Genomic DNA, 14,680 nt, shown 5'->3' on the forward strand with positions numbered 1-14,680 from the left:
CCTCTCCTTACTGGGCTTCTGGCATCTGTCGAACATCTACGAAACGCCCTGCGATAGCTGCTGCTGCTGCCATGGCTGGACTGCAGAGATGAGTCTTAGCGCCAAATCCCTGTCTATCTTCAAAGTTGCGGTTACTGGTTGAGGCACAGTGGACCCCATCAGGGACCTTGTCAGGATTCATCCCTAGGCACATTGAGCAACCAGGGTCTCGCCACTCAAAGCCAGCGTCTAAGAATACTTTATCCAAGCCCAATTTCTCCGCAGCTCGTTTGACAGGACGAGAGCCTGGCACTACAATTGCTGTTAGATTGGGAGCAATCTTCTTCCCTTTGACAAATCGCGCGGCCAGTTGTAAATCGCTGAGACGAGCATTGGTACAAGACCCGATAAAGATATATCCTAGTTCAATATCCTCTGGCTTTTGACCAGGCTCCAAGTCCATGTAATGATAAGCACGTTCATCGTTCATATCCTTAATTTCTGGAAAACTACTGTCAAAGTCGACGCCCATAGCAGGATTGGTTCCCCAGGTCACCATAGGAGCCAAGTCTGAGACATCCATCCGGATAACCTTATCATAAACAGCATCGTCATCGCTGACAAGCGTCTTCCAGTCAGCAACAGCCTCCTCGAAAGCTTCGGGAACGCATTCCCGTCCCTTGAGATAGTCATAGGTAGTCTGGTCTGGATTCATAATTCCCATCTTAGAACCAAACTCGATGGACATATTGCAGATAGTCATTCTCTCTTCCATGGTCAGTGCATCAATCGCTTTCCCACGATATTCCACCACATATCCTACACCACAAGCAACGCCATACTTGGCAATTAAGGCGAGAATGTAATCCTTAGAATAAACTCCTTTTTGAGGAACACCGGTGAATTCTACCAGCATTTTCTTGGGTTTGACCTGCCAGAGGGTCTGGGTAGCAAAGACATGCTCGACCTCACTAGTCCCAATCCCAAAGGCGATAGCTCCGAAAGCTCCGTGAGTAGCTGTGTGACTGTCTCCACAAACGATGAATTTTCCTGGTTGCGTCCGTCCTGTCTCTGGACCTACCATGTGAACGATTCCCTGCTTTTCAGAACCGTGGGCTGCATGTTCAATCCCAAACTCCTCAACATTTTCAGCAAGCTTATCAATTTGGGCCTTAGAAATCACATCTCGAATATCGTAGATATTGACCGTTGGGACATTGTGGTCAAAGGTCCCAAATGTCAAGTCTGGTCGTCTCAATCTGCGGCCCGCATCTCTTAATCCTTGAAAAGCTTGGGGACTGGTCACTTCATGAATATAGTGCTGGTCCACATACATGAGTTGGGGCTGCCCTTCTTCTCCTGTGATGACATGGCGGTCCCATAATTTATCAAAAATTGATTTTCCTGCCATCCATTACCTCCAAATAAAATATAAGGCTACTAGTGTGGTTACCATCCCGAGAAACCAAACTGTTTTAAAATACCATTTTCTAGTCTTGTGGTGAAAGGTCATTCCTGCCAACCAGGCACCAAAACCACCACAAGTAAGAGCCAAAATGAGTAAGATTTTCTCTGGGATGCGCCAAGCACCTCTTCTTGCCTTGGATTTGTCAATGCCATAAATCAAGAAAATCAGTAAATTCCAAATCAAGAGAGCTAGCGTGATTCCTTCATTTATCTTCATAATCTTTCAATGATGGCTTCTGTCATTTCCTTGGTCGAAGCCTGTCCTCCAATATCTCTCGTTAAAATTCCTGCTTCCAAACTAGCTTCTACAGCATGTTCGATACGCTCCGCATCCTCATAACGTCCAAAGCTATCTCTCAACATCATAGCAACTGACAAAATCATGGAGATAGGGTTGGCAATTCCTTGACCTGCAATATCAGGCGCTGAACCGTGAATAGGCTCATAAAGACTTGGACCTTTTTCAGAATGACTAGCTGATGGCATGACACCAAGTGTGCCTGATAGAACGCTTGATTCATCAGATAAGATATCTCCGAAAAGATTTTCCGTCACGATGACATCAAACTTGGCAGGATTGGTAATCATAATCATGGCAGCTGAGTCCACCAACTGGTGTTCCAAGGTCACATCTGGGAAATCCTGCGCGACTTCCTCAGCTACTCTGCGCCAGAGTTTTGATGTTGCTAGAACATTTTGCTTATCGATACTAGTAACGATTTTTCTGCGACTTCTTGCAATTTCAAATGCCTTGCGAATGATCCGCTCTACTTCCTCATAGCTGTAGTCGTTGATATCACGCGCTTTGCGCTCTTCAAGGATATGATCCCCAAAGTAAATCCCACCTGTCAACTCACGTACCACGACAAAGTCTACACCAGTAATTCGTTCTGGTTTAAGTGGTGACAAATGCTTAAGACTATCAAAGATTTTTACAGGGCGAATATTGGCATAAAGATTGAGTTCCTTACGAAGAGCCAGCAAGCCTTGTTCAGGTCGAATCGCTGCCCCATCATACTGAGGACTACCGATAGCCGCAAGGAGAATAGCATCTGCTTCTCTACATGCCTTGAGGGTTTCATCAGGTAAGGGATGCCCCACAGCATCAATACCCGCACCTCCAAAGGGGCGTCTGTCTATCTCATAGTCAAATCCTGTTTTTGAAGCTAGAGCTTCCAGAACCGCTAAACCAGCTTCCATGATTTCTGGACCGATTCCATCCCCTGCTAGAGCTACTATTTTCTTTGTCATAGCCTTCTCCTTTACACACTAGGCATGTCTCGGTAGGAAACGCTATGCCCCATCTCACCTGCATTCTCTTTTTGAACAAAAGTATTGGCATTGATATAGGCAATAGCGGAAGCCTTCAATACATCGAAATCAAGACCTGCTGCGTTAAAGATGGTTTCGGTATCTCTGTTTTCAACAGTGACCAAAACCCGAGCTTGGGCATCGATTCCATCTGTTACAGCATCAATGGTATAGGACACCAAGCGGACAGATTGGTTAAAGAACTTATCGATAGCGTTAAAGATTGCTTCAACGGAACCTTGCCCTGTCGCATTGAATTCGACTTTCTCACCATCCATATTGGCTAGGCTAACGAGCGCTTCAATCTCATTATCTGCATGGGTTTGAAGTTGCAAATCATCAAAATGGAAGCCTTCTGGATTTTCAACCATGGTTCCAGCTACCAGAGCTCGAATATCTGCATCTGTGATTTCTTGTTTCTTGTCCGCCAGTGCCTTGAACTTAGCGAAGAGTGGTTTGATATCCTCTTCTGTAAAATCTAGAGCCAATTCTCTTAGTTTCTCAACAAAGGCATGGCGACCAGACAATTTTCCAAGCGGAAGGCTATTACTCTTAACACCGACCAATTCAGGTGTGATGATCTCATAAGTGAGAGGATTTTTAAGGACTCCATCTTGGTGAATGCCCGATTCATGAGAGAAGGCATTGCCACCAACGACAGCCTTGTTTTTAGGAACTGGAATACCAGAGAAGCGAGAAACCATTTCAGACGTATTCATTGTTTCATCCAAAACAATATCACTAGTTGCTTGGAAGAAATCCTCACGAATCTTCAAAGCAACAGCTACTTCTTCAAGAGCAACATTACCTGCGCGTTCACCGATACCATTAATAGTTCCCTGGACACGTCCAGCACCGTGTTTAATTGCTGTCAAAGTATTTGCAGTTGCCATACCGAGATCATCGTGACAGTGGACACCAAAGACAACTTTATGATCTGATTTAATATTTTCAGTCAAGTGATCAAAGATACGTGCAAACTCTTCTGGAGTCGTAAAACCAACTGTGTCAGGGATATTGATATAAGATGCACCTGCATCAACCGCTGTTTGAACGACTTGTAAGAGGAAATCCAACTCTGTTCTAGTCGCATCCTCAGGAGAGAATTCGACGATTTCAAACTTAGAACGTGCGTAAGAAACATGCTCCTTAATAGCTTCTAAAATCTCTTCCTTGCTTTTATTGAGCTTATACTTGCGGTGAATCGGACTGGTAGCGATAAAGACATGAATTTGTGGATACTTGGCATCCTTAAGAGCCTCATAACAAGCATCAATATCAGATTTTACAGAACGAGCTAATCCTGTCACTGCTGTTTTTTTCATGACTTTAGCAATTTCTTGAACGGCTATAAATGAATCTGGACTGGCAGCAGGAAAACCAGCTTCAATTACAGAAATTCCCCATTTCTCCAGCTGTCTTGCAATGGAAACTTTTTCCTTTATTGAGAAGTTAACACCAGGTGTTTGCTCCCCATCACGAAGGCTTGTATCAAAAAATTCAACTTTACGCATAAGATTTCCCCTTTTCCAAATGTGGTTTTAAAAAAACATCTCGCTCAGAAGCCCAAGCGAGATGTTGATTTACTCCCGCTTGGTAAGCCAAACAGGACTAATGCTTTTGCACTAGCCCGAGTACCTCAACAACAAAGCAAATTGATTAAACTTAGCTGTTTTCATGTTTGACTTTCTCCTTCGTTTGATATCTTGTTTAGTATTTTAGCATAGCTAAAAACACTTGTCAAGAAAAAATCCATTATTTTCTGAAAATTTCTTCAGTAAAGAATATTTTGCTAATTGAAAGTATTTGAAAACTCAAGTAACTTTCCTTATTTTTTCACAGTCAAGTTCCAACTTTTTTCGATGAGTTCTATCACTTCTTCATCTTGCAAACTATCATCAAGTGCCAGACTAAGCCAGTAGCGTTTATTCATATGAAAAGCTGGATAAATACCCTTTTGTGAAAACAGGTCAGCTACTTGGTCGTGTTTGAGGTTGACTGCTTCGACTAGCCCTTCTCTCCCCTTTTCCAGCTTATCCCATGGGATTCTCATCAAAACAGCATACCACTTTTGATTGCCTTCATGACGCAATACAGCTGTATCAGGCGACTTTTCCCACAGATACTCCAACGGATCACCATACTTTTCCTGAACCTTATCCATGATACGCTTAGTCTGAGGGCAGATAAAATCCTGTACATCAAAGCAAGCCTTCCGAATCTGGTAAAGAATCTCCAAACAAGCCTCACGGACACTTCCGACAAAACTCCCACGCATGCTTTCCATATGAACTTGAGGATAGAGATCTCCCGTTTCCTGGTCAAAAACCTGAAAGCTCACATTATCAGGAGTGATGGAGAGTGTCATGAAAAATTCACCCTGCAAAATCTGGCAACTATAGGTCCAGACTTCCCCATTTTCCACAAAACCATAGGCATGGGCTTTTTCTTTATTAAACTGATAGGATTTAAAAATTTCAAACATAAGTGAAAACTGCTACCCAAAGCTAGCAGTTCCTTTCTATTTTTTAAAAGACAACCTTAGTTCCATGCAATTGTGTCACGCCCAACTGTTCGATAAAGGTTTGACGGTTGTCCAAATCAATCCCACCACCTGGCAAGATTTCAATTTTACCTTTAGCATGTTCCAAAATTCTGTGATAATGAGCGAAACGTTTCTCTAGCGAGTCACCAGACACACCAGCACGAGTCAAGATACGAGTGACACCAGCTTGGCTGAGCCAGTCAATAGCTTCCAACTGATCTTCATCACTCAATTCATCAAAGGCCATGTGGAAGACAATTTCCATTCCTTTTGATGCGGCAATCAGCTTCTCAAGATTAACCTTGTCCAACTTCTTATCAGCAGTTAAAGCACCAAATACAACACCTTGACTTCCAGCTTGTGCAGTTAAACGAATGTCTTCTAGCATGATTGCTATTTCAAGATCAGTATAGACAAAGTCGCCACCACGGGGACGAATCATAGTCATGATGGTGGTGTCGTAGTTAGCTGCCAGTTCAACCGCTGCCTTGGTCACTCCATAGCTAGGTGTTGTTCCTCCTACTGCTAGATTGTCACAAAGTTCGATTCGACGAGCTCCAGCCTGCATCGCTTTTTCAAGCAAGGTCACATTTTCAGCACAAAATTCGTAAATCATTTGATTCTCCTTGATGTTTTCTTTAAATTTATTATATCATATTGTTTTAAATATGCTTTCATTTTTATCAAGGCAAATAACTACTATTTTTATCTATTCTTTGTCAGGAATAACTTTAAAGAGATAGTAGGTGATAAAGATAGTCAAGGCTCCTAGACCGATTTTGACTGGCAAAAGAGGGGCAAAATAAATAGAAATCCCCATCAAGATATAGATAGATACGATGATTTTTTTCTTTCGTTCTCGCGCAATAGACTTGGTCTCGCGAAAGTCAGCTACATAGGTCTGATAAAGCTTTGTATGATAAAGCCAGTCTTCAAAACGCTTAGAAGATTTTGAAAAGCAAGCGATAGCTAACAAAAGGAAGGGCGTTGTTGGTAAAAGTGGTAGGACAACTCCAATAACAGCTAAAGCCAGTGAAATAAAGCCAATACAGAGATAAATGATACGCATAATTTCTCCTAGATAAATTACTCTTCCTCTAGTTTCGCACACAAGGGGGAAATTTGTCAAGCTTCAAGTAAAAAGAGCCTGAAATTCATTTTCAGGACTCTGCATTTTATTTAATTTTTTCCTCTTCGTAATCGCCATTACTACATACAACCTGCTTACCACCACCACGGACCTTTTTCTCCACAAGGAAGTGTCCACATTTTGGACAGTCACGGCCAATTGGTTTGTCCCAGGAAGTAAATTCACATTCTGGGTAACGATTGCAACCATAGAAGATACGATTGCGCTTGGTTTTGCGTTCGATGATTTGTCCTTGATGACAGCTTGGACACTCGACTCCAATCTCTTTGACAATTGCTTGTGTGTGACGACAGTCCGGGAAATTGCTACAAGCATAGAATTTACCAAAACGACCGAGCTTAATCACCATTGGACTGCCACAAACTTCACAGTCAAATCCAGCTGGCTCATCCTTGATCTGGATTTTTTCCATTTCGGATTCAGCCTTGGCCACTTCTTTAGAGAATGGTTTATAAAATTCATCAATGACCCGTTGCCACTGCTCTTTTCCAACCTCGACATCATCTAGTTTTCCTTCCATTTCAGCTGTGAAGGTAACGTTTACGATATCTGGGAAATATTCAACAATGAGTTTATTGACAATTTCTCCCAACTCTGTTGGTTCAAAACGTTTAGCTGCCAGACGAACGTAGTAACGTTTTTGGATAGTTTCAATGGTCGGAGCATAGGTTGACGGGCGTCCAACTCCATTTTCTTCCAAGGTCTTGATAAGAGTCGCTTCCGAATAGCGAGCTGGCGGTTGAGTGAAATGTTGTTCTGGCTTGCTATTGACCTGCTTGACCACATCTCCAACAGCCATATCTGGCAACATCTTGTTCTTGTCAGAGTCGTTGTAGATAGCAAGATAACCATCAAACTTAACTTGGCTTCCATTTGCCGCAAACTGAACTCCATTTTGAGATAGCTTAACAGCCATGGTATCAAAGATAGCGCCTGTCATCTGGCTGGCCACAAAACGGTTCCAGATAAGAGTATAGAGCTTGAGCTGGTCTTTGTCCAAGTACTTAGCGATGCTTTCTGGTGTGTTAAAGACACTAGATGGACGAATGGCTTCGTGGGCATCCTGAGCACCTGAGGCATTCTTGACCTTGCTACCATGCTTGGAATACTTGCTACCAAAGCGGTCGTTAATATAGCTTGCTGCTTCGTTCTGAGCCACAGGACTGATACGAGTCGAGTCTGTACGCATATAGGTAATCAAACCTTGCACACCTGATCCGATATTGATCCCTTCATAAAGCTGCTGAGCCACCATCATAGTCTTTCGAGTACGGAAATTGATTTTGTTAGCAGCATCCATCTGCATGGTTGAAGTCGTATAAGGTAGTGGCGCATTGCGTTTGCGTTCTTTCTTATCCACCTGGTCTACTGTGAAATCTTTGCTAGTCAAATGGGACAGGACTTCTTTGACTTCTTCATTAGTGGTCAATTTCATCTTTTTGCCATTCATACCATAGAAAGAAGCCTGAAATTGCTTGGTTCCCTTCTTAAAGACACCATCAATTGTCCAGTATTCTTCTGGTTGGAAGGCATTGATTTCATTTTCACGGTCAATGATGAGTTTAAGGGCAACAGACTGCACGCGTCCTGCTGATAAGCCCTTCTTGACCTTTTTCCACAAAATAGGCGAAATCGAATACCCTACCAAGCGGTCTAAGACTCGACGAGCTTGTTGGGCGTCGACCAAGTCCATATCAATCTTGCGAGGTTCTTTAAAGGCATTTTTTACTGCGTCTTTGGTGATTTCATTAAAGACTACACGGTTGGCATCATTCTCATCCAAGTTGAGAATGTGAGCCAAATGCCAGGAAATTGCTTCTCCTTCACGGTCCGGGTCACTCGCCAGAAAGACTTTATTGGCCTTTTTAGCTTCTTTTTTTAAGTCATTGATGAGAGGACCTTTTCCTCGGATATTAATATACTGTGGTTCATAGTTATTTTCAATGTCGACTGACATACTGGATTTTTTCAAATCACGGATATGCCCGACACTGGCTAAAACCTTATAATTTCTGCCTAGATATTTCTCAATCGTTTTCGCCTTAGCAGGCGACTCCACGATGACTAGATTTTTTTTAACTGTTGATTTTTTCTTCTTTGTTGCCGTAGCCACACTATCACACCTTTTCAAAGTAATAAACTTTATAAAGTGTAAACCATTTTTCTATAGCTGTCAAGACCTAAGTCCTATATATAGAAGAAAAGTTTATCTGAGTGAACAAATTTCTCCTTAAAATTCAAACTCAGCCAACACATCTTGACCGCTGGAAATCAGCTTTGCTCCCTCTTGAATCAGGTGGTGACAGCCATCTGAATGCCCATCTAAAATGTTTCCTGGAATGGCAAAGACATCACGCCCTTCTTCCATAGCTCGCTCACAAGTAATAAGACTACCAGAACGCATCCTTGCCTCTGCTACAATGACCCCTCGACATAGTCCTGCTATGATTCGATTACGAGCTGGAAAGTGAAATTTCAAGGGTTCCTCACCAGGTCCGTACTCGCTAAGTACCAAATGGTGATTGCCAATGTGTTCCTGCAAACGTTTATTGGCTCGGGGATAAAAAACATCCAATCCTGTTCCAATCACTGCAATCGTTCTTCCTCCATTCTGGAGTGCAGCCATATGGGCGGCGGTATCAATCCCTTTGGCTAAACCACTGACCACAATTAACTCGTTTTCCAAACCTTGAATGACTTTCTGGACCGACTTTGCTCCCTGACTAGAACATGAACGACTCCCTACAACAGCAACCTTTGGAAATTTCAACAGGTCTAGATTTCCTTTATAAAATAAGAGTGCTGGAGCATCATAAATCTCACTCAGATCCCAAGGATAACAGTCATCAAGAATAGAAAAGGATGGAAATTTCTGAAACTCCTTCTCCAACTGTGCATCATCTATCTGGAAATAGCGTTCCATAAAGACAGCAGGATTACGACACCCAGATATTTCTGCAATATCACCTAGCAAGAGCTCCTGATCTACAGTCTCGTCGTATTCAAGAACAGTTAAAATTTGTTGATTGGTCAGCCCAGCTTTTCTCAATTTGTAAATCTCATAGTTTGTGATCTTCATATACAACTCCATTTCTTTTTCTACTCATCTATCTATTCGTAAAAAAAATAAAAAGAAGACCAAGGATCTTCTTTTTTTCATTTATTCAGCTTTAGTAGTTGACCAGCTACTTTCAACCATCGGTAAGATTGTTTTTAAAGTTTCCCCATCCCCTTCAAGTGAAACATAGCGGATTTTACCATCATTTGATCGGAAAACCCAGGTAACGAGGTATTTCCCTGATTTAGCAATTGCATTGACAACATAGGCTTCATAGCCTCCAATGGTCGATTTGGAGCCCCAAACCTTACTGAAATCAGAGTTTTGTTCTTTGGAAGTCAAAATACTAGATGAGACAGTCACAACATCCAGTTTAGCATATTCTTCTTCGCTGATATTGAACTGCTCAGCCTTGAAGGTATTCAGCGTAACAATATTGATATCTGTTCCATCACTATACTGTATATCATTTCCACCTTCTACTTCATGGAATTGAACCCATGATTTGGGTACCTTGACAAAGCCATACTCATTCGATCCGATGATTTGCGTCTCTTCCTTTTTCGCTTCAGAAACGGCAGAGCTAGAGCTACTCGTTTCTTGACTGCTAGAAGAACTAACAACTGCAGACGAACTTTCTTCGGTTGCTGTTTGCGATTTATTGGAACATGAAGCTAAAAAAGCACTAACAGTAACTACAGTACCTAAAATTAATAATTTTTTCATCCTACCACCTTTCCATTTGCATTATAAGAAAAATAAGGACTTCTGTCAAATTCTAACCTAATCCATTCTGTTAGTTTGCGATTTTATAGCTCACATTTAAAGCAAAAACTCTTGAAAAATCTTCAAGAGTTTTATTTTATAATTCTATTCTTCATCCATGCTTAAGACGCTAAGGAAGGCTTCTTGTGGGACTTCTACTGATCCGATAGCTTTCATGCGTTTCTTACCAGCTTTTTGTTTTTCAAGGAGTTTGCGTTTACGAGAAACGTCACCACCATAACATTTGGCAAGTACGTTCTTACGAAGAGCCTTGATATCTGTACGAGCCACAATTTTGTGCCCAATAGCTGCTTGAATCGGCACCTCAAATTGTTGACGAGGGATGATTTTCTTGAGCTTATCCACGATGAGTTTCCCACGTTCGTAGGCAAAATCCTTGTGAACGATAAAGCTAAGGGCGTCCACCTTGTCTCCATTGAGAAGGATATCCATTTTGACCAGTTTAGATGGGCGATACTCTGACAATTCGTAGTCAAAGCTTGCATAACCACGCGTCGAAGACTTAAGCTTATCAAAGAAGTCAAAGACAATTTCAGCAAGTGGAATTTGATAGATAACATTGACACGATTATCATCAATATAGTCCATGGTCACAAAGTCCCCACGCTTGCGCTGAGCCAGTTCCATCACTGCTCCGACAAACTCCTGCGGTACCATGATTTGCGCCTTAACATAAGGTTCTTCAATAGTTGCAATCTTGGTTGGGTCTGGAAATTCAGAGGGGTTAGACACATCCATAGACTCCCCGTCGGTCAAATTAACCTTATAAATAACAGACGGAGCTGTCATGATGAGGTCAATGTTGAACTCGCGCTCTAAACGCTCTTGGATAACATCCATATGGAGAAGTCCAAGGAATCCACAACGGAAACCAAATCCCAGCGCCTGAGATGTTTCTGGTTCAAACTGCAGGCTAGCATCATTCAGTTGTAATTTTTCTAGAGCTTCACGAAGGTCATTGTATTTATTTGACTCGATTGGGTAAAGACCTGCAAAGACCATAGGATTCATTTGCTTGTAGCCATCTAGCGGTTCTGCGGCAGGATTGCTTGCTAGGGTCACTGTATCACCCACACGGGTATCTTGAACCGTCTTTATAGAAGCCGCAATATAACCAACATCACCAGTCGCAAGGAAATCGCGCCCGACTGCTTTCGGTGTGAAAATACCAACTTCCGTCACATCAAAGGTCTTGCCATTGCTCATGAGCTGAATCTTATCGCCAGGTTTGACCACTCCGTCCATAACACGCACTTGCAGGATAACCCCACGGTAAGCATCGTAAACAGAGTCGAAAATCAAAGCTTTGAGTGGTGCTGCAACATCACCCGTTGGAGCTGGAACTTTTTCAACGATCTGCTCAAGAATCTCTTCAATCCCAATACCAGCTTTGGCTGAAGCTAAAACCGCTTCACTGGCATCCAGTCCGATAACATCCTCAATCTCTGTACGCACACGCTCTGGATCAGCTGCTGGTAGGTCAATCTTGTTAATGACGGGCAGAATTTCCAAATCATTGTCCAAGGCTAGATAAACGTTGGCAAGAGTTTGTGCCTCAATTCCTTGGGCCGCATCAACCACCAAAATCGCCCCTTCACAGGCTGCTAGTGAACGCGAAACTTCATAGGTAAAGTCCACGTGCCCTGGCGTGTCAATCAAGTGGAAAATATAGGTTTCTCCATCTTTTGCAGTATAATTGAGCTCAATGGCATTGAGTTTAATGGTAATCCCACGTTCACGCTCAAGATCCATACTATCCAGAAGTTGGGCTTGCATTTCACGACTAGAAACCGTCTCCGTCTTTTCCAAAATGCGGTCTGCCAGCGTTGACTTCCCATGGTCAATATGGGCGATAATAGAGAAGTTCCGAATCTTCTCCTGTCGTTTTTTCAAATCTTCTAAGTTCATGATGCTCTTCCTTTCAGGGTATCTATTAATTATAAATTGTTTTTAACATTTTGACAAGACCATACCCTGCTAGGAGTACTAATCTTCGGCAATAAAGCCATCATTCTCGATAAAGTGGTGTTCGGCCATTCCTTGGTCTGTAAAGACGATTCCATGAAGGACACCACCATAGACAGCTCCTCCATCCATGCCAATCTTGCCATCATCTGTTATCCAAAGCTCAGCAGTACCTCGGTCTTGCTTGAGCAAACCATAAACTGGTGTATGCCCAAAGACAATGGTCTTCCCGGTATGATTTTCAGCTTCGTGGAATGGTTTTCTGAGCCATACTTTCTTATAATCTGTAGTTTCATGCCAATCATCCAAGGTCAAGTCAATACCCGCATGAACAAAGATATACTTGTCTGTCTCTACTACAAATGGCATTTGACGAATAAATTCGACCAAGTCTGCTGCTTCTGTCGCAACACGTTTGGCATCTTCTACGCCATCAACTGGTGCATCCAAGGGACGACCTAAAATAGAGTTAATAGTTGTATCTCCACCATTGCGACGATAATGGTCATAGCTTTCTTCTGGATCATCGAGCCAAGTCAGAAACATATACTCATGGTTTCCTGATAGACAGATAGCTCCATGATTGTCGACCAAGTCTTTGACCATTTCTAGAACACGGCGACTGTCTTCACCACGGTCAATCAAATCCCCTAGAAAGAGCAACGGGGTGTGACCATCCCATGTTTTGAGAAGGTCTTCTAGCATACCTGCCTTTCCGTGAACATCTCCAATTACATAATAGTCTGTCATTTATTTCTCCCTCGTTTGCAATAATTCTCTAGCTTGGGTAAGGGCAGCTTCAGTTACATTTTCCCCAGCCAACATTTTAGCGACTTCCTCTACTCGCTCTTCTAAGGTCAAGAGACGAACCGTCGACACCGTAGAGTGCTCATCGCTAATCTTCTCAATAAAGAATTGATAATCCGCGATCGCAATTACTTGTGGAAGGTGAGAAATAGCTAAAACCTGACCATGCTGGCCAATCTTATGAATCTTTTGAGCAATGGCCTGGGCTACACGACCTGAAACTCCCGTATCCACCTCATCAAAGACAATACTGGTCTTACCTTCCTTACGAGAAAAGGCGGATTTAATAGCTAGCATGAGGCGGGATAATTCCCCACCAGATGCAACTTTGACCAAGGGTTTAAAGTCTTCACCTGGATTGGTAGAAATATAAAACCCAACTGTTTCATTTCCTTCACGGCTGAATTTACTCTTACTAAAGCGAACCTGGAACTGTGCCTTCTCCATATAGAGATCCTGAAGTTCTTGTTTAATCTCAGCCTCAAGCTGCTGGGCCAAATCATGGCGAGCAGATGCAAGCTGACCTGCCAAATCAACAAGATTAACTTCCAATTTCTTGAGTTCTGCTTCCATATCTTCGGAAGAAAGATTATTTCCAGTCAAGAGATTGTACTCTTCCGTAATCTTGGCAAAATAAAGCAAAACATCGTCCACAGTTCCACCGTACTTGCGTGTAATAGTATTTATAAGGTCTAAGCGATTTTCAACCTGCATGAGACGATTGCCATCAAAATCCAAGTCCTCAATAATATCTTCCAAACGCTTTGTAATATCTTCTAAAACATAGTAGGTCTCAGACAGAGAACTTGAAATTTCACGGTATTCAGGGGCGTATTCTTCAACACTTTCCATGTCATTCATGGCTGAACGGACATTAGCAAGACTGGAGAATTCCTCATTGTCCAGCATACTGTAGGCATTGGTTAGCGTATCCGCAATATTTTTATGATTGAGGAGTTTATCTCGTTCTTGGTTGAGAGCTAAGTCTTCACCAGCCTGTAAGTTCGCTGCCTCAATCTCTGCCATTTGAAATTCCAACATCTCAATACGAGCCTTATGTTCCTGCTGGTTTTTCTTGACTTCCAAAACCTGCTTGCGCATTTTGCGATAGGCATCAAAGCTCGTCTGATAGGTCTCCTTCAAGTCCAAGAAAGCAGCATCACCAAACTCATCCAACATCTGGATGTGCAGTTGAGGACGCATTAACTCCTCTTGGTCATGCTGACCATGGATATCCACAAGGTGTTGCCCAATGGCACGCAAGACAGAAAGATTGACCATCTGACCATTCACGCGACTAACACTACGACCATTTTGCAAAATTTCCCGGCGGATGATAATCTCATCACCCAATTCTAAACCTTGCTCTTCAAAAAGTTCCTGTAAAAGGCGACTATTTTCAACCGAAAAAAGCCCCTCAATCTCTGCCTTTGGCGCACCATGACGAATAACGTCTGTCGTTGCACGAGCCCCCAACATGAGATTCATAGCGTCAATAATGATAGACTTTCCAGCACCCGTTTCCCCGGTTAAAACAGTCATACCCTTTTCAAAATTGAGCGAAATCGCCTCAATAATGGCAAAGTTTTTTATCGAAATTTCAAGTAACATA

General features: G+C 42.5%; 13 protein-coding genes. All 13 read right to left on the reverse strand.

The annotated features are described in order from the left end of the window. Positions 1–7: 7 nt before the first annotated feature. The 13 genes from leuC to recN all read right to left on the reverse strand — a co-directional run bounded on the left by leuC (position 8) and on the right by recN (position 14,679). Entirely contained in the window at positions 8–1,390 is a 1,383-nt protein-coding gene (gene leuC, locus B7721_RS07705) for a 3-isopropylmalate dehydratase large subunit (protein WP_084878390.1), read from the reverse strand. A gap of 3 nt (positions 1,391–1,393) precedes the next feature. Further along, the gene (locus tag B7721_RS07710; protein ID WP_084878392.1) at positions 1,394–1,663 is read right to left on the reverse strand and encodes a DUF1294 domain-containing protein; all 270 of its coding nucleotides are present in this window, start codon (positions 1,661–1,663) and stop codon (positions 1,394–1,396) included. Beyond that, positions 1,660–2,697, reverse strand: coding sequence for a 3-isopropylmalate dehydrogenase (gene leuB / locus B7721_RS07715; RefSeq protein WP_084878394.1), 1,038 nt, complete (start codon positions 2,695–2,697; stop codon positions 1,660–1,662). The genes B7721_RS07710 and leuB overlap by 4 nt, the downstream gene beginning before the upstream one ends. A gap of 11 nt (positions 2,698–2,708) precedes the next feature. Further along, positions 2,709–4,271 carry a 2-isopropylmalate synthase gene (locus B7721_RS07720; RefSeq protein ID WP_042902190.1) on the reverse strand — a complete coding sequence of 521 codons (1,563 nt, stop codon included), beginning with the start codon at positions 4,269–4,271 and terminating at the stop codon, positions 2,709–2,711. Between the two features lie 314 nt (positions 4,272–4,585). Further along, positions 4,586–5,242: an MmcQ/YjbR family DNA-binding protein gene (locus B7721_RS07725; RefSeq protein WP_042902189.1), complete on the reverse strand. Its 657-nt coding sequence runs from the start codon at positions 5,240–5,242 to the stop codon at positions 4,586–4,588. A 43-nt stretch (positions 5,243–5,285) separates the two neighbouring features. Next, a complete protein-coding gene (locus tag B7721_RS07730; protein ID WP_000638804.1) occupies positions 5,286–5,918 on the reverse strand; it encodes a copper homeostasis protein CutC in 633 nt (210 codons plus the stop codon). A gap of 93 nt (positions 5,919–6,011) precedes the next feature. Further along, on the reverse strand, positions 6,012–6,371 hold the full coding sequence (locus B7721_RS07735; protein ID WP_001220350.1) for a YbaN family protein: 360 nt from the start codon (positions 6,369–6,371) through the stop codon (positions 6,012–6,014). A gap of 106 nt (positions 6,372–6,477) precedes the next feature. Beyond that, a complete protein-coding gene (topA, locus tag B7721_RS07740) occupies positions 6,478–8,565 on the reverse strand; it encodes a type I DNA topoisomerase (RefSeq protein WP_057489171.1) in 2,088 nt (695 codons plus the stop codon). A 117-nt stretch (positions 8,566–8,682) separates the two neighbouring features. Beyond that, a complete protein-coding gene (gene dprA, locus B7721_RS07745) occupies positions 8,683–9,531 on the reverse strand; it encodes a DNA-processing protein DprA (protein WP_061586937.1) in 849 nt (282 codons plus the stop codon). 81 nt (positions 9,532–9,612) lie between these two features. After that, positions 9,613–10,236 carry a hypothetical protein gene (locus B7721_RS07750; protein ID WP_084878397.1) on the reverse strand — a complete coding sequence of 208 codons (624 nt, stop codon included), beginning with the start codon at positions 10,234–10,236 and terminating at the stop codon, positions 9,613–9,615. A gap of 144 nt (positions 10,237–10,380) precedes the next feature. Next, the gene (gene lepA, locus B7721_RS07755; protein WP_084878399.1) at positions 10,381–12,204 is read right to left on the reverse strand and encodes a translation elongation factor 4; all 1,824 of its coding nucleotides are present in this window, start codon (positions 12,202–12,204) and stop codon (positions 10,381–10,383) included. Positions 12,205–12,282: 78 nt separating this feature from the next. Next, positions 12,283–13,011 (reverse strand): metallophosphoesterase, encoded by a 729-nt coding sequence (locus tag B7721_RS07760; protein ID WP_000133311.1) that lies wholly within the window; start codon positions 13,009–13,011, stop codon positions 12,283–12,285. Continuing rightward, a complete protein-coding gene (recN, locus tag B7721_RS07765) occupies positions 13,012–14,679 on the reverse strand; it encodes a DNA repair protein RecN (protein ID WP_000923552.1) in 1,668 nt (555 codons plus the stop codon). It lies immediately after the preceding gene. Position 14,680: the final 1 nt, after the last annotated feature.

The sequence above is a fragment of the Streptococcus oralis subsp. oralis genome, assembly GCF_002096445.1.
Classification (GTDB): Bacteria; Bacillota; Bacilli; order Lactobacillales; family Streptococcaceae; genus Streptococcus; species Streptococcus oralis_N.

What these genes read in the sequence shown, in the direction of transcription:
- B7721_RS07710 (WP_084878392.1), bottom strand. Translation starts at nt 1,663, where the DNA reads ATGAAGATAAATGAAGGAATCACGCTAGCTCTCTTGATTTGGAATTTA.
- B7721_RS07730 (WP_000638804.1), bottom strand. Translation starts at nt 5,918, where the DNA reads ATGATTTACGAATTTTGTGCTGAAAATGTGACCTTGCTTGAAAAAGCG.
- dprA (WP_061586937.1), bottom strand. Translation starts at nt 9,531, where the DNA reads ATGAAGATCACAAACTATGAGATTTACAAATTGAGAAAAGCTGGGCTG.
- leuB (WP_084878394.1), bottom strand. Translation starts at nt 2,697, where the DNA reads ATGACAAAGAAAATAGTAGCTCTAGCAGGGGATGGAATCGGTCCAGAA.
- B7721_RS07725 (WP_042902189.1), bottom strand. Translation starts at nt 5,242, where the DNA reads ATGTTTGAAATTTTTAAATCCTATCAGTTTAATAAAGAAAAAGCCCAT.
- leuC (WP_084878390.1), bottom strand. Translation starts at nt 1,390, where the DNA reads ATGGCAGGAAAATCAATTTTTGATAAATTATGGGACCGCCATGTCATC.
- B7721_RS07760 (WP_000133311.1), bottom strand. Translation starts at nt 13,011, where the DNA reads ATGACAGACTATTATGTAATTGGAGATGTTCACGGAAAGGCAGGTATG.
- lepA (WP_084878399.1), bottom strand. Translation starts at nt 12,204, where the DNA reads ATGAACTTAGAAGATTTGAAAAAACGACAGGAGAAGATTCGGAACTTC.
- B7721_RS07750 (WP_084878397.1), bottom strand. Translation starts at nt 10,236, where the DNA reads ATGAAAAAATTATTAATTTTAGGTACTGTAGTTACTGTTAGTGCTTTT.
- B7721_RS07720 (WP_042902190.1), bottom strand. Translation starts at nt 4,271, where the DNA reads ATGCGTAAAGTTGAATTTTTTGATACAAGCCTTCGTGATGGGGAGCAA.
- B7721_RS07735 (WP_001220350.1), bottom strand. Translation starts at nt 6,371, where the DNA reads ATGCGTATCATTTATCTCTGTATTGGCTTTATTTCACTGGCTTTAGCT.
- recN (WP_000923552.1), bottom strand. Translation starts at nt 14,679, where the DNA reads ATGTTACTTGAAATTTCGATAAAAAACTTTGCCATTATTGAGGCGATT.